Annotated in this window: 19 protein-coding genes and 1 pseudogene; 4 read left to right on the top strand and 16 right to left on the bottom strand. The window is 62.2% G+C overall.

Annotation, left to right across the window (positions count from 1 at the left end; translation table 11 throughout):
• From O0879_RS24455 to xsc (O0879_RS24405), 11 genes and pseudogenes are all read right to left on the bottom strand, one after another.
• Positions 1-297 (bottom strand): annotated as a pseudogene (locus O0879_RS24455) (hypothetical protein); the annotation flags it as partial.
• 2 nt (positions 298-299) lie between these two features.
• Positions 300-485, bottom strand: a complete 186-nt coding sequence (locus O0879_RS24450; RefSeq protein ID WP_289919210.1) for a hypothetical protein — start codon at positions 483-485, stop codon at positions 300-302.
• A 474-nt stretch (positions 486-959) separates the two neighbouring features.
• Positions 960-1,574 carry a c-type cytochrome gene (locus O0879_RS24445; RefSeq protein WP_289919209.1) on the bottom strand — a complete coding sequence of 205 codons (615 nt, stop codon included), beginning with the start codon at positions 1,572-1,574 and terminating at the stop codon, positions 960-962.
• 10 nt (positions 1,575-1,584) lie between these two features.
• Positions 1,585-2,811 (bottom strand): molybdopterin-dependent oxidoreductase, encoded by a 1,227-nt coding sequence (locus tag O0879_RS24440; protein ID WP_289919208.1) that lies wholly within the window; start codon positions 2,809-2,811, stop codon positions 1,585-1,587.
• Positions 2,804-4,237, bottom strand: a complete 1,434-nt coding sequence (locus O0879_RS24435) for an amino acid permease (RefSeq protein ID WP_099664790.1) — start codon at positions 4,235-4,237, stop codon at positions 2,804-2,806. The genes O0879_RS24440 and O0879_RS24435 overlap by 8 nt, the downstream gene beginning before the upstream one ends.
• Before the next feature lie 280 nt (positions 4,238-4,517).
• A complete protein-coding gene (locus O0879_RS24430; RefSeq protein ID WP_058049276.1) occupies positions 4,518-5,312 on the bottom strand; it encodes an ABC transporter permease subunit in 795 nt (264 codons plus the stop codon).
• A 79-nt stretch (positions 5,313-5,391) separates the two neighbouring features.
• The gene (locus tag O0879_RS24425; RefSeq protein WP_070219220.1) at positions 5,392-6,207 is read right to left on the bottom strand and encodes a taurine ABC transporter ATP-binding protein; all 816 of its coding nucleotides are present in this window, start codon (positions 6,205-6,207) and stop codon (positions 5,392-5,394) included.
• A gap of 84 nt (positions 6,208-6,291) precedes the next feature.
• Positions 6,292-7,344: a taurine ABC transporter substrate-binding protein gene (gene tauA / locus O0879_RS24420; RefSeq protein WP_289919207.1), complete on the bottom strand. Its 1,053-nt coding sequence runs from the start codon at positions 7,342-7,344 to the stop codon at positions 6,292-6,294.
• Between the two features lie 121 nt (positions 7,345-7,465).
• On the bottom strand, positions 7,466-8,875 hold the full coding sequence (locus O0879_RS24415; RefSeq protein WP_289912235.1) for an FAD-dependent oxidoreductase: 1,410 nt from the start codon (positions 8,873-8,875) through the stop codon (positions 7,466-7,468).
• Between the two features lie 58 nt (positions 8,876-8,933).
• Positions 8,934-9,341, bottom strand: coding sequence for a nuclear transport factor 2 family protein (locus O0879_RS24410; RefSeq protein WP_289906548.1), 408 nt, complete (start codon positions 9,339-9,341; stop codon positions 8,934-8,936).
• A gap of 199 nt (positions 9,342-9,540) precedes the next feature.
• Complete coding sequence (gene xsc, locus O0879_RS24405) at positions 9,541-11,349, bottom strand: sulfoacetaldehyde acetyltransferase (protein WP_289906731.1); 1,809 nt, start codon at positions 11,347-11,349, stop codon at positions 9,541-9,543.
• Between the two features lie 218 nt (positions 11,350-11,567).
• Between xsc (O0879_RS24405) and O0879_RS24400 the strand changes: the two genes are divergently transcribed.
• Genes O0879_RS24400 through O0879_RS24390 form a run of 3 tightly spaced genes read left to right on the top strand, consistent with a single transcriptional unit; the run spans position 11,568 to position 15,163 of the window.
• Positions 11,568-12,410 carry an IclR family transcriptional regulator gene (locus tag O0879_RS24400; RefSeq protein WP_099664793.1) on the top strand — a complete coding sequence of 281 codons (843 nt, stop codon included), beginning with the start codon at positions 11,568-11,570 and terminating at the stop codon, positions 12,408-12,410.
• 39 nt (positions 12,411-12,449) lie between these two features.
• Complete coding sequence (locus O0879_RS24395; protein ID WP_289911903.1) at positions 12,450-13,424, top strand: AAA family ATPase; 975 nt, start codon at positions 12,450-12,452, stop codon at positions 13,422-13,424.
• Positions 13,421-15,163: a cobalt chelatase gene (locus O0879_RS24390; protein WP_289919206.1), complete on the top strand. Its 1,743-nt coding sequence runs from the start codon at positions 13,421-13,423 to the stop codon at positions 15,161-15,163. Before O0879_RS24395 ends, O0879_RS24390 begins: the two co-directional genes overlap by 4 nt.
• On the opposite strand, the gene O0879_RS24385 is transcribed toward O0879_RS24390, so the two are convergent.
• Together O0879_RS24385 and O0879_RS24380 are read right to left on the bottom strand one after the other, a co-directional pair.
• Entirely contained in the window at positions 15,156-16,295 is a 1,140-nt protein-coding gene (locus O0879_RS24385) for an AAA family ATPase (protein ID WP_289919205.1), read from the bottom strand. The two genes, O0879_RS24390 and O0879_RS24385, sit on opposite strands and share 8 nt — an antisense overlap.
• The gene (locus tag O0879_RS24380) at positions 16,292-17,179 is read right to left on the bottom strand and encodes an RNA ligase family protein (protein ID WP_289919204.1); all 888 of its coding nucleotides are present in this window, start codon (positions 17,177-17,179) and stop codon (positions 16,292-16,294) included. The genes O0879_RS24385 and O0879_RS24380 overlap by 4 nt, the downstream gene beginning before the upstream one ends.
• Positions 17,180-17,625: 446 nt before the next feature.
• Between O0879_RS24380 and O0879_RS24375 the strand changes: the two genes are divergently transcribed.
• The gene (locus tag O0879_RS24375; RefSeq protein WP_289919203.1) at positions 17,626-19,023 is read left to right on the top strand and encodes an RtcB family protein; all 1,398 of its coding nucleotides are present in this window, start codon (positions 17,626-17,628) and stop codon (positions 19,021-19,023) included.
• Here the strand turns inward: O0879_RS24375 and O0879_RS24370 are convergent.
• The 3 genes from O0879_RS24370 to xsc (O0879_RS24360) form a co-directional block, all read right to left on the bottom strand.
• On the bottom strand, positions 19,020-19,781 hold the full coding sequence (locus tag O0879_RS24370; RefSeq protein ID WP_289919202.1) for a TSUP family transporter: 762 nt from the start codon (positions 19,779-19,781) through the stop codon (positions 19,020-19,022). The two genes, O0879_RS24375 and O0879_RS24370, sit on opposite strands and share 4 nt — an antisense overlap.
• A gap of 1 nt (position 19,782) precedes the next feature.
• Positions 19,783-20,784 carry a phosphate acetyltransferase gene (gene pta, locus O0879_RS24365; protein WP_099664801.1) on the bottom strand — a complete coding sequence of 334 codons (1,002 nt, stop codon included), beginning with the start codon at positions 20,782-20,784 and terminating at the stop codon, positions 19,783-19,785.
• Positions 20,785-20,909: 125 nt separating this feature from the next.
• A complete protein-coding gene (xsc, locus tag O0879_RS24360; RefSeq protein WP_289919201.1) occupies positions 20,910-22,724 on the bottom strand; it encodes a sulfoacetaldehyde acetyltransferase in 1,815 nt (604 codons plus the stop codon).
• Between the last annotated feature and the right edge of the window lie 217 nt (positions 22,725-22,941).

Raw genomic sequence — 22,941 nt, 5'->3', positions numbered from 1 at the left:
GCCCAGGGTCAGCTCGCTGCCCGGAGTAAATCCCGAGGCGGCCACCAGTTCGCTCTCGGTGAAGACTGGCGGCGCCGCGATCTGCAGGCGCTGCACGGCGATGCGCGTCGTGTCGCCCACCGTGGCGGCGGGCACATTGCCCTGCTGCACGCGGATGGCGGGCGGCGCTTTCGGCAGCGAGGGCGCTACAGGAATCTGCTGCAGCTGGCTGCCGGCACCGGGAGGATCGACGGCCCAGGCGGTCTGTATCAGCGCCAGCAAGGGCAGCAGGGTCAACGGAAGTAATTTGGTGTTCAAGATCATCCTTTCAGGCGGCGCGCCCGCGCCAGGCTCGCCGCTTGCGGCTGCACTGACGGGGAATACAAGAGCTGAATGGAAAAATACTTTTTTGATATCAATGTTAAATACAATGACAATGAAAAAATTAAATTCCCACCAGCAACATTGATCCATTTTAGCGCGCCATTGAACGGGGAAATACCCATCCGAAGGCCTCATTCACCGTTTTGGTGCAGCTTGTATACGAGCAGCGCCAACATCCGCGAAGTAGCGTAAAAATGCTGCATTTCAAAGAAAAATTCGTTGTCTTTGTGCAACAATGTTGACCGTCTGCCACTGGCAAAATGCTATTCCACGCAGGCCGGTATGGGAAAAAATGGATGGTGAATTATTATTATCGCAATATAAAACAATGTTATTTTCCCGACATCAAGATATGCCTCCAGCGCCGCACTTTTGTGTCGCACGCTGGCATGTCACACTCTTATGAAAATGAGATATAAAAAAATATTATGAACTTACAAATACGTCCCTTGACCATGCCACTGCTGGCACGCGACGGCCGGCGCTACGAAGAAAATGGGAGGCCCACCCGGCACGTCAGCATGAAGCTGGCATGCCGGATGGCTGCGAAAAAAGCGGGGAGATGAGGGATGGTGCCGGGCGGACCCGGCCAGGCGTTACCTGGACAGCACGTATTTCGCCAGGGTCGCCGCATCGGCTTCGCTGAGCTGGCTGAACGGCGGCATGGGCACGGGGCCCCATTTGCCGGCGCCGCCACTGCGGATGTTGGCCGCCACGGCGGCGATGCCGTCCTTGCCCTTGTACCTGGCCGCCACCTCGGCAAAACCGGGGCCGACCACTTTCTGGTCGAGGGCGTGGCATGCCATGCAGCCGTTCGCCGCCAGCAAGCTTTTGACATCCTTGCCGCCGGCGGGCGGGACGGCGGCTGCCACGGGTTTGGCGACGGCGGCGGCAGGCATGGCGGCGCCCCGCTCCGCGCCATAGGTTTTCACCAGGTAATCGACCATGGCCGGCACGTCCGCATCGTCAAACTGGGCACCGAACGGCTTTTTCATCTTCTTGACGGTCGCTTCCCAGTAGGCGCGCGGCGAGGCGGGCGGCTGGGTCGATGCGTACTGGGCCGCATGGCACGTCATGCAGTTGCGCTGCACCAGCTGGTAGCCAGGCAATTCGCTGGGTTTATAGGTCGCCGTTTCCGGCGGCAAGTGGATGTCCAGCGCGCACGCGCCGCCCGCCGCCGACAGTGCCAGCGCAGCAAGTAATATCTTCATATGGTTCTCCTCAGACTGCCTGGATGCGCGTGGTTTCCACCACGTTGCGCATATAACCCATGGGATTCCACAGGGCTTTCATGGGCTGGCTCTGGCCGATGCGGTTGACGGCGCGCACCATCAGCACATGCTTGCCCTTGCGCGGCGCCTTCATGACCATCGTCCACTCGCGGAACGAAAAGCGTCCCAGGTCCTTGCCCAGCCTGGCTTCCTGCCAGGTCTGGCCGCCATCCACCGAGACGGTCACCTCGCTGATGCCGTGGCCGCTGTCAAACGCGATGCCGCGCAGGGCCAGGTCGCGTCCCGCCTTCACTTGCGCGCCATCTTGCACGCTGGTAATGAAGGAGCGCACGTTGAGGCGGCTGATCGGCGTCGTCTTGCCCACGGGCGCGCCCGGTTCGATGAAGCCGGAACCATTGTCGGGAATGCGGTAGCCCGTGCTCATCCAGAAGCCGTCAAACGGCTTGTCCAGCACGGTGATGTCGCTCAGGTGCTTGACCCAGTAAGTGCCGTAATAGCCGGGCACGATCAGGCGCAGCGGATAGCCGTTGAGGAAAGGAATGTCCTCGCCATTCATGGCCCAGGCCAGCATGACGTCGCCCGCCATGATGTGCTCGACGGACAAGGCTTTCTGAAAGTCGGGACCGTCGCCCACGGGCGGCGTTTCCAGGCCATTGAAGGCCACTTGCACGGCATTGGCCGCGATGCCGGCCTTTTCCAGCACGGTTTTCAGGGGGATGCCCGTCCAGCGGGCATTGCCCATGGCGCCATTGCCCAGCTGCCCGCCATTCGCACGGGGGGCGAAAAAGCCGCGGCTGTTGCCTGAACATTGCGTCACGGCCACCACGTCGACGGGCTCGGCCAGCTGCTTCAGTTCCGCCAGCGACAGTTCCAAGGGCGTCTTGACGAGGCCGGCGATGCGCAGCCGGTAGCTGTCGCCGTCTATGCTGGTGGGCAAGCCGCTCCAGTGATAACGCACGAAAAACGCATCGTTGGGCGTGATCGCGCCTTCATTGAACACGCCGAACGGCGTTTCCAGCTGCGGCGGACGGCTGGTCAGCAGGATCAGCGGGCGCTTTTGCGGGAAGGCCACCAGTTCGCGTTCACCGTTTTCAAACGGCAAGGTGACGGAAGCGGCCAAGGCTGACCCAGGCCCCGCCACTGCGGCGGCGCCCAGGGCGGCCGTCGTGCGCAGGAAGCGGCGCCGGCCTGCGGGCAACAAGGTCGTGTCAGACATGTTTGAGCTCCACTTTGGTGTCGGCCGCCTCACCGCCGTTGCGGTCGTCGTTGACCAGCTTCTTGATGTAATACATGACGCTCAGGATGACCACGCTCAACAGGCCAAACCAGAACGACACGCGCTGCTCCGTATCGGACGACACGCTCATGGCGCCCAGGATCACCAGCATGGCGATGATGGTGAAGTAGGTCAGGTAAGGAAACAGCCACATGCGCACCTTGATGCGTTCCGGGCATTCGCGTTCCAGGCGGCGACGCAGGCGCAATTGAGATATCGCAATGAGCAGGTACACAAACAGGATCAGGATGCCGTAAGAGTTGACGATGAAGGGGAACACGAGGTCGGCCGACACATACGAGACGGCAATGGCAAAGTAGGCGAACAAGGTGCTGAACAGGATGGCGCGGATCGGCACACCGTTCTTGCTCAGCTTAACCAGGCCTGTGGGCGCATCGCCGCGGCGCGTCAGCGCAAAGATCATGCGCGACGAGGCGTACAGGCTGGAATTCAAGGCCGACAGCACGGCCGTCAGGATGATGGCGTTCATGATGTGGGCCGCGTATGGGATGTTCATGACGGTCAGTGCGCTGACGAAAGGCGTGGCGATGGCCGGCGAATCCCAGGGCACGATGCAAACGACGACAAACATGGAGCCCACATAGAACATCAGCACGCGCGTAATGACGGAATTGGTGGCGCGGGCGATGGCCTTGGCCGGGTCCGATGTTTCGGCGGCGGCGATGGTGACGATTTCGGCGCCCGAATAAAAGGCCGTGGCGGCGACGGCGCCGCTGAGCACGGGGCCCCAGCCATGCGGCATGAAGCCGCCGTTGCTGGTCAAAAAGCCCAGGGTCGGGATGCTGTTAGGCAAGCTTCCCGTGATGAACAAGGCGCCGACAAACAGGAAGACGATGATGGCGACCACCTTGATCGAGGCGAACCAGAACTCGAATTCGCCAAACGCCTTCACGGAGAACAGGTTCAGGATGGTCATCGACACGAGCAGCACCAGGCTGATCGACCACGACGGCACGTCGGGCAGCCAGAAGTTGACCAATTTCGCACCGGCAATGGCTTCCAGGGCAACGACGACGACCCAGAAATACCAGTACATCCAGCCGCTCATGAAGCCGAGGAATTTCGACACTTTCGGCTTGTCGTCGAAGGCCAGGCGCGCATATTCGTAAAAGGAGCCGACCACGGGCAGGGACGAGGCCAGCTCGCCCAGCATGCGCATGATCAGGACGACGAGGCCGCCCGTGAGCAGGAAGGAAAGGATGGCGGCCGGGCCGGCGGCCTTGGCGATGACGCCGCTGCCGACAAAGAGGCCGGCGCCGATCACGCCGCCGATGGCGATCATGCTCATGTGGCGTTGCTTGAGCGAGTGCTGCAAGCCGGTACTGTTATGCGATTCGCTAATCATGTTTTGTCTCCTGAAAATCTCTGAAGCTCGGTGCGCCCTGCCTGCTGCGGCTTGTTCTTGCCGCGCGGCTTTGTTTTATTTAGGCAACACCGTCAAGCAGCATCGATACATCGTGTGAATCAGTCTGGTTGGCCGCATTCCATAAGTCAATCTGGAAATGCAGCGGCCCGGCGCGGCGCCCGAGGGGCAAGCGCGCTGGAGGGTAAGTACGGCTTATTGCGGATTAAAAAAAGGGAGCGGCGGCAACACTTGTGGCGTGCACGCCACTCCCGGGAACGTCTTACACCTTGCCCTTCCATGGCACGAGGGTACGTTCGAGGTAACGCATCATCAAATCAAACAGGAAAGCGAAGAAGCCGATCACGATAATGCCCATGATCACCACGTCGCTGGCCAGGAACTCGGACGCGCTGAGCACCATGTAGCCGAGGCCGCGCGTGGCCGCCACCATTTCGCCCGCCACCAGGGTGGTCCAGCCCACGCCGATGCCGATGCGCATGCCGGTGAGGATTTCCGGTATCGCCGCGCGCAAAATCACGTGCACGATCACCTGGAAACGGGTAGCGCCCATCGAGTAGGCCGCGTGGATTTGCTCCAGCGACACGGAGCTGACGCCGGCGCGGGCCGCGATCGCCATCGGCGCGAAGATGGCCAGGAAGATCAGGTAGACCTTCGAGAATTCGCCGATGCCGAACCAGATGATGACCAGTGGCAAGTAAGCAAGCGGCGGCAATGGACGGTAGAACTCGATCAAGGGATCGAAGATGCCCCGCGCCACGCGGTTGACGCCCATCATCACGCCGACGGGAATGGCAAACAGGCAAGCCAGGCCAAAGGCGCCGAACACGCGCACCAGGCTGGCCACCGTGTGTTCCCACAGGGTGGCGCCGCCGAAACCGGTGGTGGCCGCCATGATGAATTTTTCATACACGGCTTGCGGCGAAGGTAAAAACAAGGGTTTCACCATGCCGCTGGCCGTCACGCCAAACCACAGCAAGAGCACGGCGATGACGGTGACGGTGGCGATGCGGCTGGAATTGCCCTGCCCCGGCGCGCCGAACGCTTCGCCGGGCATGGCGCAGCGGGGGGCGAACAGGCGGCCAAAAAAACCGGCGCGCTTGGCGGTGGTGGGAGGAAATCCCACGACGGATGGGCTATGCATGGGACACCTCCAGCTCTTTATTGACGGCGCGCTCGTCGCCATAAATGATGTTGAGCACCGTTTCGCGCATCTTGATGAAGTCCGGGCTCGATTTCACGGCGCGCGCATCGCGGCACTCGAGGAAGCGCTTGTTGAAATCGAGTTCATACGTGTGCGTGATGCGGCCCGGACGGGGCGACATGACGATCAGCCGGTTCGCCAGGAACAGCGCCTCGTCGACGCTGTGGGTAATGAAGAAGAACATGGTGCTGGACTTGGCCCAGATATCGAGCAGCAACTCCTGGATGGTTTCGCGCGTCAGCGCGTCGAGCGCCGCCATCGGTTCATCCATCAGCAGCATGGCGGGATTGCTGGTCAGGGCGCGGGCGATGCCCACCCTTTGCTGCATGCCGCCCGACAATTGATAAATCATATTGTCGTGAAAGTCCTTCAAGCCGACGAGCGCCAGGTTTTTTGCCGCCTGTTCGCGCCGCACGGCTTTCGGCACGCCTTGCAGCTTCAAGCCGAATTCCACGTTTTCCATCACATTCAGCCACGGCAGCAAGGCATGTTTCTGGAATACGACGCCACGGTCGGCGCCCGGCCCTTCCACTTTATTGTCGCCGAGCATGATCTCGCCCTTGGAGGGGGCGATAAAGCCTGCCATCAGGCTCAGCAAGGTAGTCTTGCCGCAGCCCGAGGCGCCCAGCGCGACGACGAAGTCGCCGCTGTTAATCGTCAGATTGATATTGTTTAAGGCATGTACGCGTTCACCGGCCGTCTTGCCCGGATAAATCACGCTGACATCCTTGACGTAGAGATTTTCCATCGTGTGCCCCGCATAGGTGTAGTCACTTCAGTTCAACGTATTCTGTTCAGTCAGCGCGCCCGCAGGCGCGCCATCGCACAACGTTTACTTCAGCAGGCCGGCGGCCTGTGCATACTTGGGTGTCACATATTTGGCGTAATCGCTTGCCAGGGTGTCGATCTTGCCTTCGCCCTTCAAAAATTGCGCCGTGGCCAGCAAGGCTTGCGCCACGCCGCCCTTCGCGCCGCCACCGAGCCAGGCGGGCGACGCCTGCTCCTGCAGCGAGGGGTAGGCGTACAGGGCCACGGAAGCGGCCACGTCCTTGGCGGCCGCGCCCGAATGCTTGACGTTGGCCTTTACTTGCGGGGAATCGATGGTCCACGCTTTCGGATTGGCGCGGTAGTCGGCGTCGGCAGCGGCCATTACCTTGACGAACTTGGCCATGAAGTCCGCGTTCGCTTCGCCCCAGGCGCGCTCGACGGCCATGCCGTCAAACGTGGCCTTGCCCTTCTTGCTCAGTTCGCCGGAAGTGACGAGCACCTTGCCATTTTGCTTGAGTTTGCTCAAGGCCGGGTCCCACACGAAGGCCGCGTCGATATCGCCCCGCTCCCAGGCGGCGGCGATCTGGTTCGGCTGCATGTTCAGCAATTTCACTTCCGTGGGCTTGATGCCCCACGTTTCCAGCGCGAACATGGTATGGAAATGCGTGGTGGAAACAAATGGCACGGCGATCTTCTTGCCGCGCAAGTCCGTGGGCTTGCTGATGCCGGCGCCGTTGCGCGCCACCATCGCTTCGGCTTCGTTGATGTCGTCGATGATCCAGAACAGCTGCAAGTCGACGCCGCGGCTGACGGCCGCCGTCAGGGGGCTCGAACCGATGACGCCGATCTGCACGTCGCCGGATGCCATGCCGGTGGCCACCTTGGCGCCCGAATCGAACTTGCGCCAGTTGATCTTGTAGCCGGTGGTTTTTTCCACTTCGCCGCTGGCGATGGCCACCAGGAAGGGACCGTTGATTTCCTGGTAGGCAATCGTCACTTCCTTGCCTTGCGCGAAGGCCGTGCCGCTGGAGGCGGCCACGACACCCAGCACCAGGGTGCCGAGGACGGCGCGGCGCAGCGTTGAAAATACCGTGTTTTTGCTCGTGTATGTGTTCATGTCTCACTCCAAGTTATTGTTATGTGTGAACGTGCGGGCAATCTCATCCCTTGCGGGAGGCGCCGCTGGTTGCTCTATGTCAACTCATACGGCGGCTTAGTACGGCTACTGCTATTACTATTTAAAACACTTCATCCTTCAAGTGATACCAGCGGTACAGGAAGCGCTGGCCCAGGCGGCGGAACGGGGCGAACGCTTGCGATTCGACCAGTTCCATCATGTTCGGATACGGCAATTTCGAATTGAAGATCGGCAAGCCCGTGTCGCTGGCCTTGCCCGCGATGCGCTCGGCCATGCGCCGGCCCGCCTGCGCCGAGTACATGACGCCGTTGCCGCCGTAACCGAGCGAATAAAAGATCGATTGCTTCGGGTCCGGTTGCACGATGCGCGGCATCATGTCGTGGCTGACGTCGACCCAGCCCCACCACGAGTAATCGATGCCGATACCCGTCAGCGCGGGGAACTTGCGGTGCAGATCGTTGATCAAAAACTGTTTGTATTTGTCGTCCGGCGCGTCGGCGCCCGTGATGGCGCTGCGGCTGCCGATCTGCACGCGGTTGTCCGGCATCAAGCGGTAGTAGTGGCGCAAGATGCGCGTATCCGTGATCACCTGGTGGGTGCGGAAGTTGCACGCCTCGATTTCCGCCGGGGTCAGCGGGCGCGTGACGAGCGAGTTCGACAGAATCGGCAGCAAGCGGTTCTTCACTTGCGGATGCAGGTGGGGCGAGGTGTAGCCGCCCGTGGCCACGGCCACGGAACGGGCACGCACCACGCCGCCCGGCGTTTGCAGATAATGCACGCCATTGCGCGTTTCCCAGCCCATTACGGGGCTGGACGGATGCACCTTGGCGCCCAGCGCGCGCGCCTTGCGCAGGTAGCCGAAGGCCAGCTTGCCCGCATGGATGCCGATGCCTTCCGGCTCGTGCAGCGCGCCGGCCGCTTCCTTGTCGTCGACGTACTCGCGCTTGACGGTGTCGGCGTCGAGGATGCGGGCGTCGTACTTGAAGATCTCGCGCATCACCTTGGCTTCTTTTTCCAGCGCGGGCATGGCTTTCGCCTTGTGGGCGATGTACAGGTGGCCGCCCGGCTGCGGGTCGCAATCGATGTCGGCCGTGATCTTCTTGAACGTTTCCATTGCGTCGCACACTTCCGCGTGCAGTTTCAGGGCCGTGTCCAGGCCATAACGGTCTATCCACTGCGAACGCTTCAGGCGGCCCGTCGTGCACTGGGCCTGGCCGCCATTGCGCGTGCTGCAGCCCCAGCTGACCCGGTTCGCTTCCAGCACGGTGGCCTTGATGCCGTGTTCCTGGGCCAAAAAGATGGCGCAGGACAGGCCGGTAAAACCCGAGCCGATGATGGCCACGTCGACGTCGATGTCATGCGTGATGGGGCCGTCGTCGGCGGGCGGCTCGCCGGCCGTGCCGATCCAGTAGGTGGGCGCGTAGGCATTGCCATGGCCGGGGCGCTGGGCCACCAGCGGATCGAAGGCGGGGTCGTAGGGCGAGCGGGCGGCGGTGCTGTTGTTGCCCATTACGCCAGGCGGGGTGTCGACAGGTTTGTTCATGGTCATTCCTGGTGAACGTGCTGGCTCAGACTGTGACGACGGGTGGGCGATCCTTGCGGAAAGCATTCTTGACTGCGATCTTGCCGTCGCGGAAAGTGAAGATATCGACCATGCGCGCTTCGATGCGCGTGCCGTCCGCCTTGGTGCCGGCAAAGGTCGACTCCGTCACGCCGCGCTCGCCGCTGACGAAATGCACGGGGTTGAGCCAGGCCGCGTCGGGGAAGGTTTGCCATGCCAGCTCGAAGCCGGCGCGCACGGCGTCGCGGCCGATGAAGCTCTTGCCCAGAAGTTCCGGACCGGCCACGGCGTGGAATTCGCAATCGTCGGCCATGGCGGCCATCAGGGCGTCGATATCGTGGCGGTTCCAGGCATCGCCGAACGCTTGCAGGAAGTCCGTGGTGACGGCGTCAGTGTGCGGTACAGGGTGGTTCATGGTTGTCTCCGTAAATCGTTTTTGATACGCTACGTTCCGTTTTTTGTCTTTTATTGAATTTAAGCCTTAAGCATGGCCTTGTCAAATCAAATAATTCAAAAAAACGGGACGCCTTGTATTCTTTAATGAAATTATGATGCTTTCGTGACAATCTGTGAGAATTTGGTCACAGCCCATTCCCACAGGCTGGCTCACTTAATTAAACATAGTCTTTGTACTTGTCCAGGTGGCGGATCGGTTTGCTCAGCGCATCGCGGCGGAACGGGTCGCCCAGCTCGCGCGTGCACATGATTTCGATGATGGTGGTCTTGCCTTCATTCATCTGCATGTCGATGGCCTTTTTCAGGGCCGGGCCCACGTCTTCCAGCTTGTCGACCGTGATGCCTTCGGCGCCCATGGCCCGCGCGATTTCCGCGAAGCTCTGGTTGTCCAGCTCGCCTGCCACGAAGCGGCGGTTGTAGAAATCCACCTGGTTTTTCTTTTCCGCGCCCCATTGGCGGTTGTGGAACACCACGGCCGTCACGGGAATGTTGTGGCGCACGCACGTCATCGTTTCCATCAAGCTCATGCCCCAGGCCCCGTCGCCCGCATACGACACGGCCGGACGGTGCGGTGCAGCAACCTTGGCGCCGATGATGGTCGGGAAGGCATAGCCGCAGTTGCCAAAGCTCATCGCCGCAAAGAAGCTGCGCGGCTTTTCAAAGCGCAAGTAACTATTGGCCACCGAGTTGATGTTGCCGATGTCGGTCGACACCATCACGTCTTCCGGCATCGCCTTTTCCAGCTCGCGCAAGACCTGGCGCGGGTGCAGGTAGTTGCCTGGCTCTTTCTTTTGTTCCTCGATCATGTCCAGGCTGTACGCATCCTTTTCATGCGTCCAGTTCGTCAATTCCTCTTCCCACGCGGCCTTTTCCGCTTGCACGGTGGCATAGCGTGCGTCGCGCGTGGCGTCGCAATCGAGCTTCTTGCCATCCAGGCGGGCAATAATCGCCTTGGCGGCCGCCTTGGCGTCGCCGCAAATGCCCACTGAAATCTTTTTGACCAGGCCCAGCATCTTGTTGTCCGCGTCGATCTGGATGATCTTGGCGTTTTTCGGCCAGTAATCCATGCCGTGCTGCGGCAAGGTGCCGAACGGTCCCAGGCGCGAACCGAGGGCCACGACAACGTCGGCCTGGGCGATCAGTTTCATCGCCGCTTTCGAACCCTGGTAGCCGAGCGGGCCGCACCACAGCGGATGGCTGGCGGGGAAGGAGTCATTGTGCAGGTAACTGTTGACGACGGGGGCGCCCAGGCGCTCGGCCAGGGCCTTGCACTCTTCGATCGCTTCGCCCATGACGACGCCGCCGCCCGAGATGATCACCGGGAACTTGGCCTTCGCCAGCAATTCCGCCGCGTCGTTGAGGCTTTGCTCGCCGCCCGCGCCGCGGTCCAGGCGGTTCGGTTTCGGGATTTCCGCCTTGATTTCGCCATAAAAATAGTCGCGTGGGATATTCAATTGCGTCGGACCCATTTCCGACATGGCGCGGTCGAAGCAGCGGCCCGTGAATTCCGCCATGCGGGCGGGATTGGTCACGTGGCCTTGATATTTCGTAAATTCCTCGAACATCGGCAATTGGTTCGCTTCCTGGAAGCCGCCCAGGCCCATGCTCATGGTGCCCGTCTCCGGCGTGATGATGACGACTGGCGTGTGCGCCCAGTAGGCGGCGGCGATGGCCGTGACGCAATTGCTGATGCCGGGGCCGTTCTGGCCGATGACGACGCCATGGCGGCCCGAAACGCGGGCATAGCCGTCGGCCATGTGGCCGGCGCCCTGCTCGTGCACGACGGGGATCAGGCGGATGCCGGCGGGCGCGAAGATATCCATCGGATCCATGAAGGCCGAGCCCATGATGCCGAACATGTCGGTCACGCCATTGGCGGCCAGGGTTTCCACGAACGCTTCGGAAGGCGTCATCTTTTGCGGGCCGGTGGGGATGGCCGCTGCGGCGGCGGCTTTTTGCTCGGTCATGTCATTCATGGGTGTCTCCTGGTCTGTGGTGATGAAGTGCAGCGAATTATCAATTAATTTATCAAAAATCGGTATATTTTGTTCCGAAATTTGATATACAATTCAATTTAAGCGTTCGGCAATCAAAAGTCAAACAGATTTTCAAGGAAACGGTACAATTTGAGTTCGAAAATGAAATAAGCTGACGTCACACTCAGAGCTACCCAACCGAGGCCACCATGGACATGATTTCATCCCCAAAACTTGAGCCGGAAAAACTGGAAGGCGACACGCCCACGATGCGTTTGTTTGCCTTGCTGGAAGTGATTGCCGAAAAAGACCAGTTGCTGTCGCTGCAAGCGCTGGTGGAAGAAACGGGCTTGCCGAAGCCCACCCTGCACCGCATGCTGCAACAGCTGGAAAGCGTGGGCGTGCTGCAGCGCGAAAGCGATGGCCGCCACTACAGCACGGGCGTGCGCCTGCGCCGCCTCGCGTCGAACCTACTGATTAACAACACTTTCCATGGCGCCCGCCGCATGGTCTTGCGCCAGCTGGTCGAGGAAGTGGGCGAAAGCTGCAACCTGACGGCCTTCAGCGGCAGCGAAGTCGTGTACCTGGACCGGGTGGAAACGGCGGCCCCGCTGCGCTTCTACCTGCATCCCGGTTCGCGGGTGCCGGCCCACTGCTCGTCCAGCGGCAAGCTGTTCCTGGCGCAAATGACGCCCGTGCAACGGCGCCGCCTGCTGGGCCACATGGAATTGACGCGCTTTACGGACAAGACGGAAACGGACCCCGTCAAGCTGGAACGCGAACTGGAACTGGTGCGCCGCAACGGCTATGCGCTGGACGACGAGGAATTCTTGCCCGGCCTGCTGTGCGTGGCCGTGCTGGTGCCGAACCCGAACGGTCGCTCGAACCTGGCCGTGGCCATCCAGGCGCCCATCATCCGTTTGACGCACGACAAGGCTTTACATTTCTTGCCAGCATTGCAACGCGCCGCGCAAGCCCTGGCCGCCATCGAATCGGAAACCATGCCGACGACGGGCGGGGACGACGACGCATTGCAGGCAGGTAATTCATAACCCCGTAGCGCCCCCGCTGCGGTTTCACAGGAGAACAAGGTGCCAGATTCACGCCAACATCCCCCCGCCGCAGCGGCGCAAACCTTGCAGTCCGTGCGCAGCCTGTTCCACATCGACAGCGACCTGCTCGTGCCCGTCTTCACGGAACGCGACCCGCACGTGCCCGACATCGACCCCGCCTACCGCTTCAACAAGGATGTGACCCTGGCGATCCTGGCCGGCTTCACCCACAACCGCCGCGTGATGGTGCAAGGCTTGCACGGCACGGGCAAGTCCACGCACATCGAGCAAGTGGCGGCGCGCCTGAACTGGCCTTGCGTGCGCGTCAACCTCGACGGCCACATCAGTCGCCTGGACTTGGTCGGCAAGGACGCCATCGTGCTGCGCGAACAGCAGCAGGTGACGGAATTCCAGGAAGGCATCGTGCCCTGGTCGCTGCAACGCCCCGTGGCCCTGATCTTCGACGAGTACGACGCGGGCCGCCCCGACGTGATGTTCGTCATCCAGCGCATTCTGGAACGCGACGGCAAGTTCACCCTGCTCGACCAGAACCGGGTCATCACGCCGCATCCCCACTTCCGCCTGTTCGCCACGTCGAATACGGTGGGACTCGGCAACTTGAACGGCATGTACCACGGCACGCAAGTGCTCAATCACGCGCAGATCGACCGCTGGAACATCGTTGCCACCCTGAACTATTTGCCGCAGGCGGAAGAAGCCGAGATTGTGCTGGCCAGGGTCCCCGCCATGAACGACGAGGCGGGCCGCCAACTGGCAGCCGCCATGGTGGCAGTGGCCAGCCTGACGCGCCACGGTTATGCGGCTGGCGACCTGGCGTGCCTGATGTCGCCGCGCACGGTGATTACCTGGGCGGAAAATTGCCAGATCTTCCGCGACCCGGCGCTGGCCTTCCGCCTGTCCTTCCTCAACAAATGCGACGAGGCCGAGCGGCCCATGGTGGCCGAGTATTACCAGCGCTGTTTCAATGAGGAATTGCTGGCGAGCCAGGCATGAGTACGGAAGCGACCGCGCCTGCGCCCTACACGCGCGAGCAGCAGGAAACGGACGAGTTGTGCGCGGGCGCCATCCGCGCGCTGAGCGGCGTTGCCTCCATCCGCTACCGGGGCCAGCGCCTGCACGACGGCCACCGCCCCCTGCCCATCCACTCCGCCCATCTGCAGCCCGATGCCGCGCTGCAGGATTTGCCCTCGCTGCGGGGCGCGGCCGACAGCGTGGCCCTGCGCCTGCTGCACACGGACGCCGCCTTGCACAAGTCCTTGTGCCCGGTGGAACCCGTGGCGCGGCTCGTCTTCGAATTGCTGGAACAGCTCAGGGTGGAAACGCTTGCGCCAGATCAACATGCGGGCGTGGCGCACAACCTGCGCCACCGTTTCACGGCCTGGTCGCACGCGTTCTACGATTCCGGCCTGGCCGAAGGCGCGTCGGGCTTGCTGTTGTACACGGTTTTCCAGATGTGCTGGTCGCGCCTGACGGCCAGGCCCGTGCTGGAAAAGACGGAAGATTTCATCGAGGCGACGCGCTGGTCCGTGTCTTCGCAACTGAGCGGTGACCTGGCCGGCTTGCGCCGCCATCGAACGGACCAGGCGGCATTTGCGCGCCACGCTCTGGCCATCGCCCACGCCGTCGACGCCATGCTGCAGGAGGCGCAGGCGAAGCGCGAAGGCGACCAGGACGACGCGGGCGACGCCAGGGCGCAGGCGGCCTTCAAGCTGCTGCTCGATTTCGACAGCGACAACGACCACCTGCCCGATGCCGCCCCGCTGGGCGACAGCCGCACCTTCAGAGATGGCAAGGGCGCCTACAAGGCGTACTCCACGGCTTATGACCGCGAAGAAAAAGCGGGCGAACTGGTACGCCGCGCCCTGCTGCTCGAATACCGCGAACGCATGGATGCGCGCATCGCCAGCCTGGGCATCAACACGGCCCGCCTGGCGCGGCGTTTCACGCAACTGCTGGCCGTGCCGCAACGCGACGGCTGGTCGTTCGGCGAGGAAGAGGGTTATATCGATGGCCGGCGCCTGGCTCAGCTGATCAGTTCGCCGTCAGAGCGCCGGCTGTTCCGCAAGGAACAATTCCTGCCGCACGCCGATTGCCTCGTCACCTTCCTCGTCGATTGCTCCGGCTCCATGAAGACGCATGCGGAATCCGTGGCCGTGCTGCTCGACATTCTGCTGCGCGCGCTGGACCAGGCGGGCATCGCCACGGAGTTGCTGGGTTTTACGACGGGCGCGTGGAACGGGGGACGTGTCAAGCGCGACTGGATGCGCGCCCGCTCGTCCGCCCAGCCGGGCCGCTTGAACGAACTCGTGCACATGGTCTTCAAGGATGGCGATACGAGCTGGCGCCGCGCGCGGCCCGACATCGCGGCCCTGCTGAAAGCGGACCTGTACCGCGAAGGCGTCGATGGCGAAGCCGTGGACTGGGCGTGCACGCGCATGCTGGCGCGCCCGGAACGGCGGCGCATCTTGCTCGTCGTATCCGACGGTTGCCCGATGGATACAGCCACGAATCTGGCCAACGACGAGTTTTATCTGGCGCAACATTTAAAGCAAGTAGTGGCGCGCCGCGAAGCGCAGGGCGCCGTGGAAATCTGCGGGCTGGGACTGGGGCTGGACCTGGGCGCCTACTACAGCCGCAGCTTGGCCACCACCCTGCCCGCCTCGCTGAACAATGAGCTGTTCAGCGAGATCGCGCAGTTGCTCGGTGGATGCAAACGCCAATCACTCAAGTAACTTCGTACCGCACGGCATGCGCTTCCATGGGCAGCGGGATTTCCCAGTTCCACAGCATCGATTGCAACTTCTTGTTGCTGAGCGACGTGTCGCGCTGGCCGTTGCGCCGCAGCAGCTCCTTGCGCGGCTGCTCCAGATACACGAGTTCCACCTGCGCATGGTATTTATAGAGCAGGTTGAGCGTCTTTTCGCGCATCAGCCTGGACAAATGCGTGGCGTTCCACACGAACGGTTCACCCTTGCGCAACAGTTCGCGCGCCCGCTCTTCCGCATAGTCGCCCACCTGCCCTTCGTTCTTGCCGTGCTTCAAGCCCAAGGCGATGCGCGCATCGTCGAAGGAGACGACGGGCAGGCGCGGATGGTGCTTCTCCACCCATGTATTCTTGCCCGACGCGGGCAAGCCCGACATGACGATCACGTGCGAGCCCGGCTCCTGGAACAGGGAATAATCGGGATGCGCCTCGGCGCCGCGAAAATATTTCACGCGCGTGTGATCGTCGACAAACACCCGGCGCTGGCCATAGCAGCCCTCCTCGCGCGCCAGTTCGCGGAACAGCTCGATGGCATCTAAAATGCGCTGCGGATCGGGACAGATCCTGCCGCGGATATCGGCCTCGGCCAGCATGGCCAGCAAATGGATATCGACTTGCCACGACAGTTCGCGCACGGTAAATTCCGGCGTCACGCCGCGCCGCGAGGTTTCCAGCGCGAAGAAGGGCACTTGATGTACGTTAATCAGGCGGCAGATTTCCTCGCGCACGGCAAACGGCACATCCACATCCCACAGGGCGATGCGCGCATCAAGGGCGCCCTTGCGCGAGTGGCCGGGCTGGCCGATGGCGCCCGTGACGGGGTCGATCACGGTGGTGCTGCACTTGGCCACGTCGTGCAGCAAGGCGGCCAGGAACACGATTTCCTGCTGCGCCCGCGTGGCTTGCTGGTAATCGGGCATGGCTAGCAGGGATTCCACCACCATCATCGTATGCGTCCACACATCACCTTCCGCGTGATACACGGGGTTTTGCGGCGTCGTCTTCGCCAGCTCCAGCTGCGGGAAGGCGGCCAGGCAGGCGTTGAAATCGGGCGACTGGCCCGCCGGCGGCACCAGTTGTTGTAACTGTTTCCAGTTCATCTAGTACTCCTTGAAAATGTTGCCAGTTCGTCCAGCGACTGGCAGGTGTGCAAGCCCAGGCTCTCCCAAGTCACCAGCGGCTGCGGCGCGTACAGGTCGACGCCCTCGGCCAGCAGATTCGGGATCAATGGACGCGTGCTGTGGTGCGAGCCGCTGTCGAGGATGGTTTGCGTAAAGTCATGCCGCACCAGCTTGTAGCGGGCCAGCACCTGCTCGTCGTCTTCCACCTTCAGGTACAGGCCTTCCGCGTGGTCGGACTTGTCCGTCTGCTTCCAGCACAGATCCAGCGGCAGGCGTTCCCGCGCCACCACGCCTTCGAAAGCGTCGCGCCACAGGCGGGACTTGGCCAGCGAATGGCGTAGCAGCTGCCACAGCTGTTTCGGCGAAGTCGGCATCAATCCCGCGTACAGCACGGGGACGGACAGCACGGGCGAGCCGGCCAGCATGGCGTGGCGGCGCGCCGTCGATAAAAACATCTGCGTGCGGCGGCAATACACGTCGAACTCGTTGAAGTAATGGGGTAGCCGGTCGTAAAACACGGAATGCTTGCTGTAAGACCATTCGCCAAACAGCACAAATTGATCTTCCAGCAGGTGCAGCAAGGCGTGTTCATGCGCATGCGCCCACGGTTTCAACAGGTTGAACTGGCGTTCGCTGCCGCCGCCCGCCAGGTAATGGCCGCGCGACTGCAGCAGCACCTCGCCCGCGTCGCTGAACGACACGGCGGAGTTGGCGCCATCGATTTTTTCCTCGATGACGACGTACCGGCCGGCCAGCTTTTTCAGGGGCATCTGGTCGGAGCTGTCGTCGCCATCCTGCAGGCGCGAGCCTTCCAGGTGCGGCGTGCGCGGGTATTTGAATAAGGGCAAAGATTGTAAAAACATAGCGTCCCACGCCGCGTTCACCGGGGCGTGTCCATACAGGGTCAGGGGTGCTGACGACGTGTTCGGGCGTGGACGATCGAGACTAGCGTCTCGGATACGTGTGCGGAGAGAGCAAAAACAGTGCCGCAGCAATCGGGGGCGTCAACGCGCCGAACGATGCTGCAGAGAGCATTTCGTCAGCGTTAGCAGGTGATGGCGAAGAAGCGAGGCACTTTTGGCTCCAATAAGGAAGAGGTTCGAGAAAGAACCGCGAATATAAAGGCTGTTTGATTATTTTGCAAGTGGCGCTGCGTATCGTGCGCCCTCTTGCGCGCACTGTCGGGGCCGGCGGCTTTGCAAGCGGCACAAAATTTGCTAAGCTGGCGGCACTTCCTGTCGCTGCTGCGTGGAAAACAAACATGGCCCTTGCAAAAGGGCCGTGCATTCGTTATTTCCGGAGCAGAATCGTGTTTCCCCTATCCAGATTACAAAAAGCCTTGCGCCGCCAGGGCATCGCTGTCGCCTATGCCGACGGCATTTATACACTCAGCAATCCGCACGCCCAGGCGTCCGTGCTGCTGCCCCACAACTTTCCCCTCGAGGAAAAAGCCGTGCGCCAGCTGATGGAGTTTGCCGCCGTCGCCGTGCCGGGCCAGGATGGCCATGTCTGCAAAGCGTGCGCCACGCCCGACTTCCACCCGGGCAGCATCGCGCCCGTGGGCAGCATCGTCGCCACCAGCCCCGACATGGTGATCCCCGCCATCCCCGGCACGGACATCGCCTGCGGCATGCGTCTGATCACGACGGGTTTGACCCTGGCGCAGTTCGAGGCGCGCAAGCCGCAGCTGCTCGCCAAGCTCAAACATGTGCTGCTGGAAGACGGCCGCAACGTGCCGCTGCGCTCGAAAGCGTTTGCCGCCCTGTTCGACGTGGGGCCGGAAGCGTTCATCGACAGCCTGCACAATGAGGGCTTGTGGCCACGGGTCGACAAGCAGCGCTTGCTGCGCGAGCTCGACGATTGCATCGCCTTGCGCGAACTGGGCGGGGGCTTGCGCCATGCGCCCGAAGCGCTGGTGGGCACGCGCGAAGTGATACGCGATCCCAGCCTGGGCACCACGGGATCGGGCAACCACTTCGTGGAAATCCAGCTGGTCGATGCCGTCATGGACCGCCATGCCGCGTACCGGCACGGACTGGTGCCCGGCGAAGTGGTCGTCATGATCCACAGCGGCAGCCGCGACGTGGGCTTTTTTGTCGGTAGCCGCTGGATGGACCGTGCCAAAGAGGCGTGGCCGGCAGGCGTGCGCCATCCGAAGTCCGGCCTGTACGGCTTGACGGGCGAACTGGCCGGCGAATACATGGACGCCATGGGCGTGGCGTCGCGCTATGCCTGGGTCAACCGCATGGTATTGGCCGAGCTGGTGCGCGACAGCCTGGCGCAGGTGTTTGCGCAGGATCAATCCCGCCTGGTGGTGGACGTGCCGCACAACGTCATCCTGCGCGAGCACGGCATGAACATCCACCGCAAGGGCGCCACGCCCGCGCGCGAAGGCGACCTGGCGCTGATCCCCGGTTCCATGGGCGATTATTCCTATGTGGCCACGGGCATGGGCAATCCCGACTGGCTGTGGTCGTGCTCGCACGGCGCGGGACGCAGCATCCGCCGCCAGGCCATGCGCGCCATGCGGCCCACGGTGGGCGGCGACGAAATGGCGTTCCAGTGCGTGACTTTGCGCGAAGAGCGCCGCGTCGAGGAAGCGCCGATGGCGTATAAAAAGATCGGTCCCGTCATCGCCGCGCAGGAGGAAGCGGGCTTGCTGCAATCGGTGGCCCGCCTGAAACCTTTATTGACGTTCAAGGCCTAGCGCAGCAATTGCGGCACGGCCGCCGCCATCAGCGAAATGCCGATGGCGGCCAGCACGGCGAACGCGATGCGGCGCATGCCGCGCTGGGCGATCGGCGGCGGATAGCGCTTGCCGGCCATCGTGGCCAGCACGCCCACGGGCAAGGCCAGCGTGCACAGCAGCAATACTTTCGCATCGAGCTGGCCCTGGCTGCCCGCCATCAGCGAGCGCCCGCCCGCGCTGATGGCGAACAGGAAGATCAGGCTGTAACGGATGGTGGTCAGACTCATTTCCTGGCGATAAAACTGGTACACGAGCGGCGGTCCCGCCAGCGAAAACAGGCCCGAGAACAGGCCACCGCACACGCCGCTGATGAAGAAGCTGCGCTTGTCGGCCGCGCCCGGTCCCGGCGGCGCCTGCAGCAGGATGCTGACGCCGCCATACACGATGGCCGCGCCCAGCAAGAGTCTCAGGATGGGCGCATACGCCTGGTCCAGGTATCCCAACAGCAAGACACCGGCCGCCATGGCCGGCAGCAAGCCGATGCTGGCGGCGCGGATGGCGCGCCAGTCCAGGTGGTGCAAGGCGCCCGGCAAGGCCACGAGACAATTGGCCAGGGACAACAAACTGACGAGGGCCGCCAGCGCGGGCACGGACGCCAGGCCCAGGCCGCTGGCCACGCCCATGACGATCATGCCCAGTCCGAAACCCGTGACGGTCTGGAAATACGTGCCCGCCGCCACCACGCCCAGCAGCGCCAGCACGGGCAGGCTGAACAACTCAGCGCCCACCCTGGGCCTGCACGGACGTGACGGCAATCACGTTATACACGTCGTCAGCGCAGCAACCGCGCGACAGATCGTTGGCCGGTTTGTTCAAGCCTTGCAGCAAGGGACCGATGGCGACGGCGCCGCCCATGCGTTCGGCCAATTTATAGCCGATATTGCCCGCGTCCAGGTTCGGGAACACCAGCACGTTCGCGCGGCCGTTGACGACGGAATCCTTGACTTTTCTTTGCGAAATCTCGGCCACGATGGCCGCATCGAGCTGCACGTCGCCATCGATGGCCAGCAGCGGACGCTGGGCCTTGACCCGGTCCGTTGCCGCATGCACCTTGTCGACGGCCGCATGGTGGGCGCTGCCGCTGGTGGAAAATGACAGCATGGCCACGCGCGGCTCTTCCATCAGCAAGGCTTGCGCGCTGTCGGCGGCGGCCATGGCGATGTCGGCCAATTCCTCCGCCTTCGGGTCGACGACGAGGGCGCAGTCGGAAAAGATGAAACCGCCCTTCAGGCTGTGGAAAGGTTCGCACAGCATCATCAGGAAAAAGCTCGACACGAGCTTGAAGGCCGGATCGACGCCGATGATCTGGATGGCGCTGCGCACCACGTCGGCCGTCGTGTGCACGGCGCCCGCCACGCAACCGTCCGCGTCGCCCAGCCGCACCATCAGGTTGGCGTAGCACAAGGGATCTTGCACGGCGATCCTCGCCTGCTCCACCGTCATGCCCTTGGCTTGACGCAGCACAAACAATTGCTGGGCATAGTGTTCCGACTCGTCGGACGTTTCCGGGTCGACCAGGCGCACGGCATCCAGGTCCAGCGCCTGTTCGCGCGCCAGGGCCAGGATGGCGGCCGGCTTGCCGACGATGGTGATGTGCGCCAGGCCGTCGCTGGCCGCACGCGCGGCCGCCTGCAGCACGCGCACGTCGCCGCCCTCGCACAAGACGATGTTTTTCGGCACGGCGCGGGCTTGCGCGATGATGCGGTGCAGGGCTTTCATGGCGACTCCAATTCGGTAAAAAAATGCCGGAACCACGCAAGCATGAAGCATGAGACATGAAACATGATTCCGGCACATAAAACCCGGCGCGATTGCCGGGGTCATACAAGGATCGGGCAGACTGATTACACGTAGTCTTTGTACTTGTCCAGGTGGCGGATCGGCTTGCTCAGCGCATCGCGGCGGAACGGGTCGCCCAGCTCGCGCGTGCACATGATTTCAATGATGGTCGTCTTGCCTTCATTCATCTGCATGTCGATGGCCTTTTTCAGGGCCGGGCCCACGTCTTCCAGCTTGTCGACCGTGATGCCTTCGGCGCCCATGGCCCGCGCGATTTCCGCGAAGCTCTGGTTGTCGAGTTCCCCGGCGACGAAACGGCGGTTGTAGAAATCCACCTGGTTTTTCTTTTCCGCGCCCCACTGGCGGTTGTGGAACACCACGGCCGTCACGGGAATGTTGTGGCGCACGCACGTCATCGTTTCCATCAAGCTCATGCCCCAGGCGCCGTCGCCCGCATACGACACGGCCGGACGGTGCGGCGCGGCAACCTTGGCGCCGATAATCGTCGGGAAGGCATAACCGCAATTGCCAAAGCTCATCGCCGCAAAGAAGCTGCGCGGCTTTTCAAAGCGCAAATAGCTGTTGGCCACCGAGTTGATGTTGCCGATGTCGGTCGACACCATCACGTCTTCCGGCATGGCTTTTTCCAGCTCGCGCAAGACCTGGCGCGGGTGCAGATAGTTGCCCGGCTCTTTCTTCTGCTCTTCGATCATGTCCAGGCTGTACGCATCCTTTTCATGCGTCCAGTTCGTCAATTCCTCTTCCCATGCCGCCTTTTCGGCTTGCACGGTGGCATAGCGCTCGTCGCGCGTGGCGTCGCAATCGAGCTTCTTGCCATCCAGGCGGGCAATAATCGCTTTCGCGGCGGCCTTGGCGTCGCCGCAGATGCCCACCGAGATTTTCTTGACCAGGCCCAGCATCTTGTTGTCCGCGTCGATCTGGATGATCTTGGCGTTTTTCGGCCAGTAATCCATGCCGTGCTGCGGCAAGGTGCCGAACGGTCCCAGGCGCGAACCGAGGGCCACGACGACGTCGGCCTGGGCGATCAGTTTCATGGCCGCCTTGGACCCCTGGTAGCCGAGCGGGCCGCACCACAACGGATGGCTGGCGGGGAACGAGTCATTGTGCAGATAGCTGTTGACGACGGGGGCACCCAGGCGCTCGGCCAGGGCCTTGCACTCTTCGATGGCTTCGCCCATGACGACGCCGCCGCCCGAGATAATCACGGGGAACTTGGCCTTGGCCAGCAATTCCGCCGCATCGTTCAGGCTTTGCTCGCCGCCGGCGCCACGGTCCAGGCGGTTCGGTTTCGGGATTTCCGCCTTGATTTCGCCATAGAAATAGTCACGGGGGATGTTCAATTGCGTCGGGCCCATTTCCGACATGGCGCGGTCGAAGCAGCGGCCCGTGAATTCCGCCATGCGGGCGGGATTCGTCACGTGGCCTTGATATTTCGTAAATTCTTCGAACATCGGCAACTGGTTCGCTTCCTGGAAGCCGCCCAGGCCCATGCTCATCGTGCCCGTTTCCGGCGTAATGATCACGACGGGGGTGTGCGCCCAGTAGGCGGCGGCGATGGCCGTGACGCAATTGCTGATGCCGGGGCCGTTCTGGCCGATGACCACGCCGTGGCGGCCCGAGACGCGCGCATAGCCGTCGGCCATGTGACCGGCGCCCTGCTCGTGCACGACGGGAATCAAACGGATGCCGGCCGGGGCGAAGATATCCATCGGATCCATGAAGGCCGAGCCCATGATGCCGAACATGTCGGTCACGCCATTGGCGGCCAGGGTTTCCACGAACGCTTCGGAAGGCGTCATCTTTTGCGGGCCTACAGGTATCGCTGCGGCGGCGGCTTTTTGGTCGGACAAATCGGTCATGGCTCAGTCTCCTTACAGTTTTATGAAAAATCGGTATATTTTGTTCCGATATTTGAAATACGTACTCAATTTAACGGTTACGAAATGCGCTGTCAATGAAATTTCATGAAAAATCGGACTGTTTCATTCCTGAATCCGGAATCCGTGACTTTGCCCCACTCCTGAAACAACAATGGCGGCTTATCCGCAACAGACAAGCCGCCATCCCTCGCTGCGC

It is taken from the genome of Janthinobacterium sp. SUN120 (assembly GCF_030397735.1).
Taxonomy (GTDB): Bacteria; Pseudomonadota; Gammaproteobacteria; order Burkholderiales; family Burkholderiaceae_D; genus Janthinobacterium; species Janthinobacterium kumbetense.
Note: the sequence above shows the minus strand (reverse complement) of the source record. Positions and strands in the feature narration are given on the sequence as shown.

Excerpts from the sequence above, each read along its gene's own strand:
- O0879_RS24450 (WP_289919210.1), bottom strand. The coding sequence starts at position 485 with ATGGGTATTTCCCCGTTCAATGGCGCGCTAAAATGGATCAATGTTGCT.
- O0879_RS24445 (WP_289919209.1), bottom strand. The coding sequence starts at position 1,574 with ATGAAGATATTACTTGCTGCGCTGGCACTGTCGGCGGCGGGCGGCGCG.
- O0879_RS24440 (WP_289919208.1), bottom strand. The coding sequence starts at position 2,811 with ATGTCTGACACGACCTTGTTGCCCGCAGGCCGGCGCCGCTTCCTGCGC.
- O0879_RS24435 (WP_099664790.1), bottom strand. The coding sequence starts at position 4,237 with ATGATTAGCGAATCGCATAACAGTACCGGCTTGCAGCACTCGCTCAAG.
- O0879_RS24430 (WP_058049276.1), bottom strand. The coding sequence starts at position 5,312 with ATGCCCGGCGAAGCGTTCGGCGCGCCGGGGCAGGGCAATTCCAGCCGC.
- O0879_RS24425 (WP_070219220.1), bottom strand. The coding sequence starts at position 6,207 with ATGGAAAATCTCTACGTCAAGGATGTCAGCGTGATTTATCCGGGCAAG.
- tauA (WP_289919207.1), bottom strand. The coding sequence starts at position 7,344 with ATGAACACATACACGAGCAAAAACACGGTATTTTCAACGCTGCGCCGC.
- O0879_RS24415 (WP_289912235.1), bottom strand. The coding sequence starts at position 8,875 with ATGGGCAACAACAGCACCGCCGCCCGCTCGCCCTACGACCCCGCCTTC.
- O0879_RS24410 (WP_289906548.1), bottom strand. The coding sequence starts at position 9,341 with ATGAACCACCCTGTACCGCACACTGACGCCGTCACCACGGACTTCCTG.
- xsc (WP_289906731.1), bottom strand. The coding sequence starts at position 11,349 with ATGACCGAGCAAAAAGCCGCCGCCGCAGCGGCCATCCCCACCGGCCCG.
- O0879_RS24400 (WP_099664793.1), top strand. The coding sequence starts at position 11,568 with ATGGACATGATTTCATCCCCAAAACTTGAGCCGGAAAAACTGGAAGGC.
- O0879_RS24390 (WP_289919206.1), top strand. The coding sequence starts at position 13,421 with ATGAGTACGGAAGCGACCGCGCCTGCGCCCTACACGCGCGAGCAGCAG.
- O0879_RS24385 (WP_289919205.1), bottom strand. The coding sequence starts at position 16,295 with ATGAACTGGAAACAGTTACAACAACTGGTGCCGCCGGCGGGCCAGTCG.
- O0879_RS24380 (WP_289919204.1), bottom strand. The coding sequence starts at position 17,179 with ATGTTTTTACAATCTTTGCCCTTATTCAAATACCCGCGCACGCCGCAC.
- pta (WP_099664801.1), bottom strand. The coding sequence starts at position 20,784 with ATGAAAGCCCTGCACCGCATCATCGCGCAAGCCCGCGCCGTGCCGAAA.
- xsc (WP_289919201.1), bottom strand. The coding sequence starts at position 22,724 with ATGACCGATTTGTCCGACCAAAAAGCCGCCGCCGCAGCGATACCTGTA.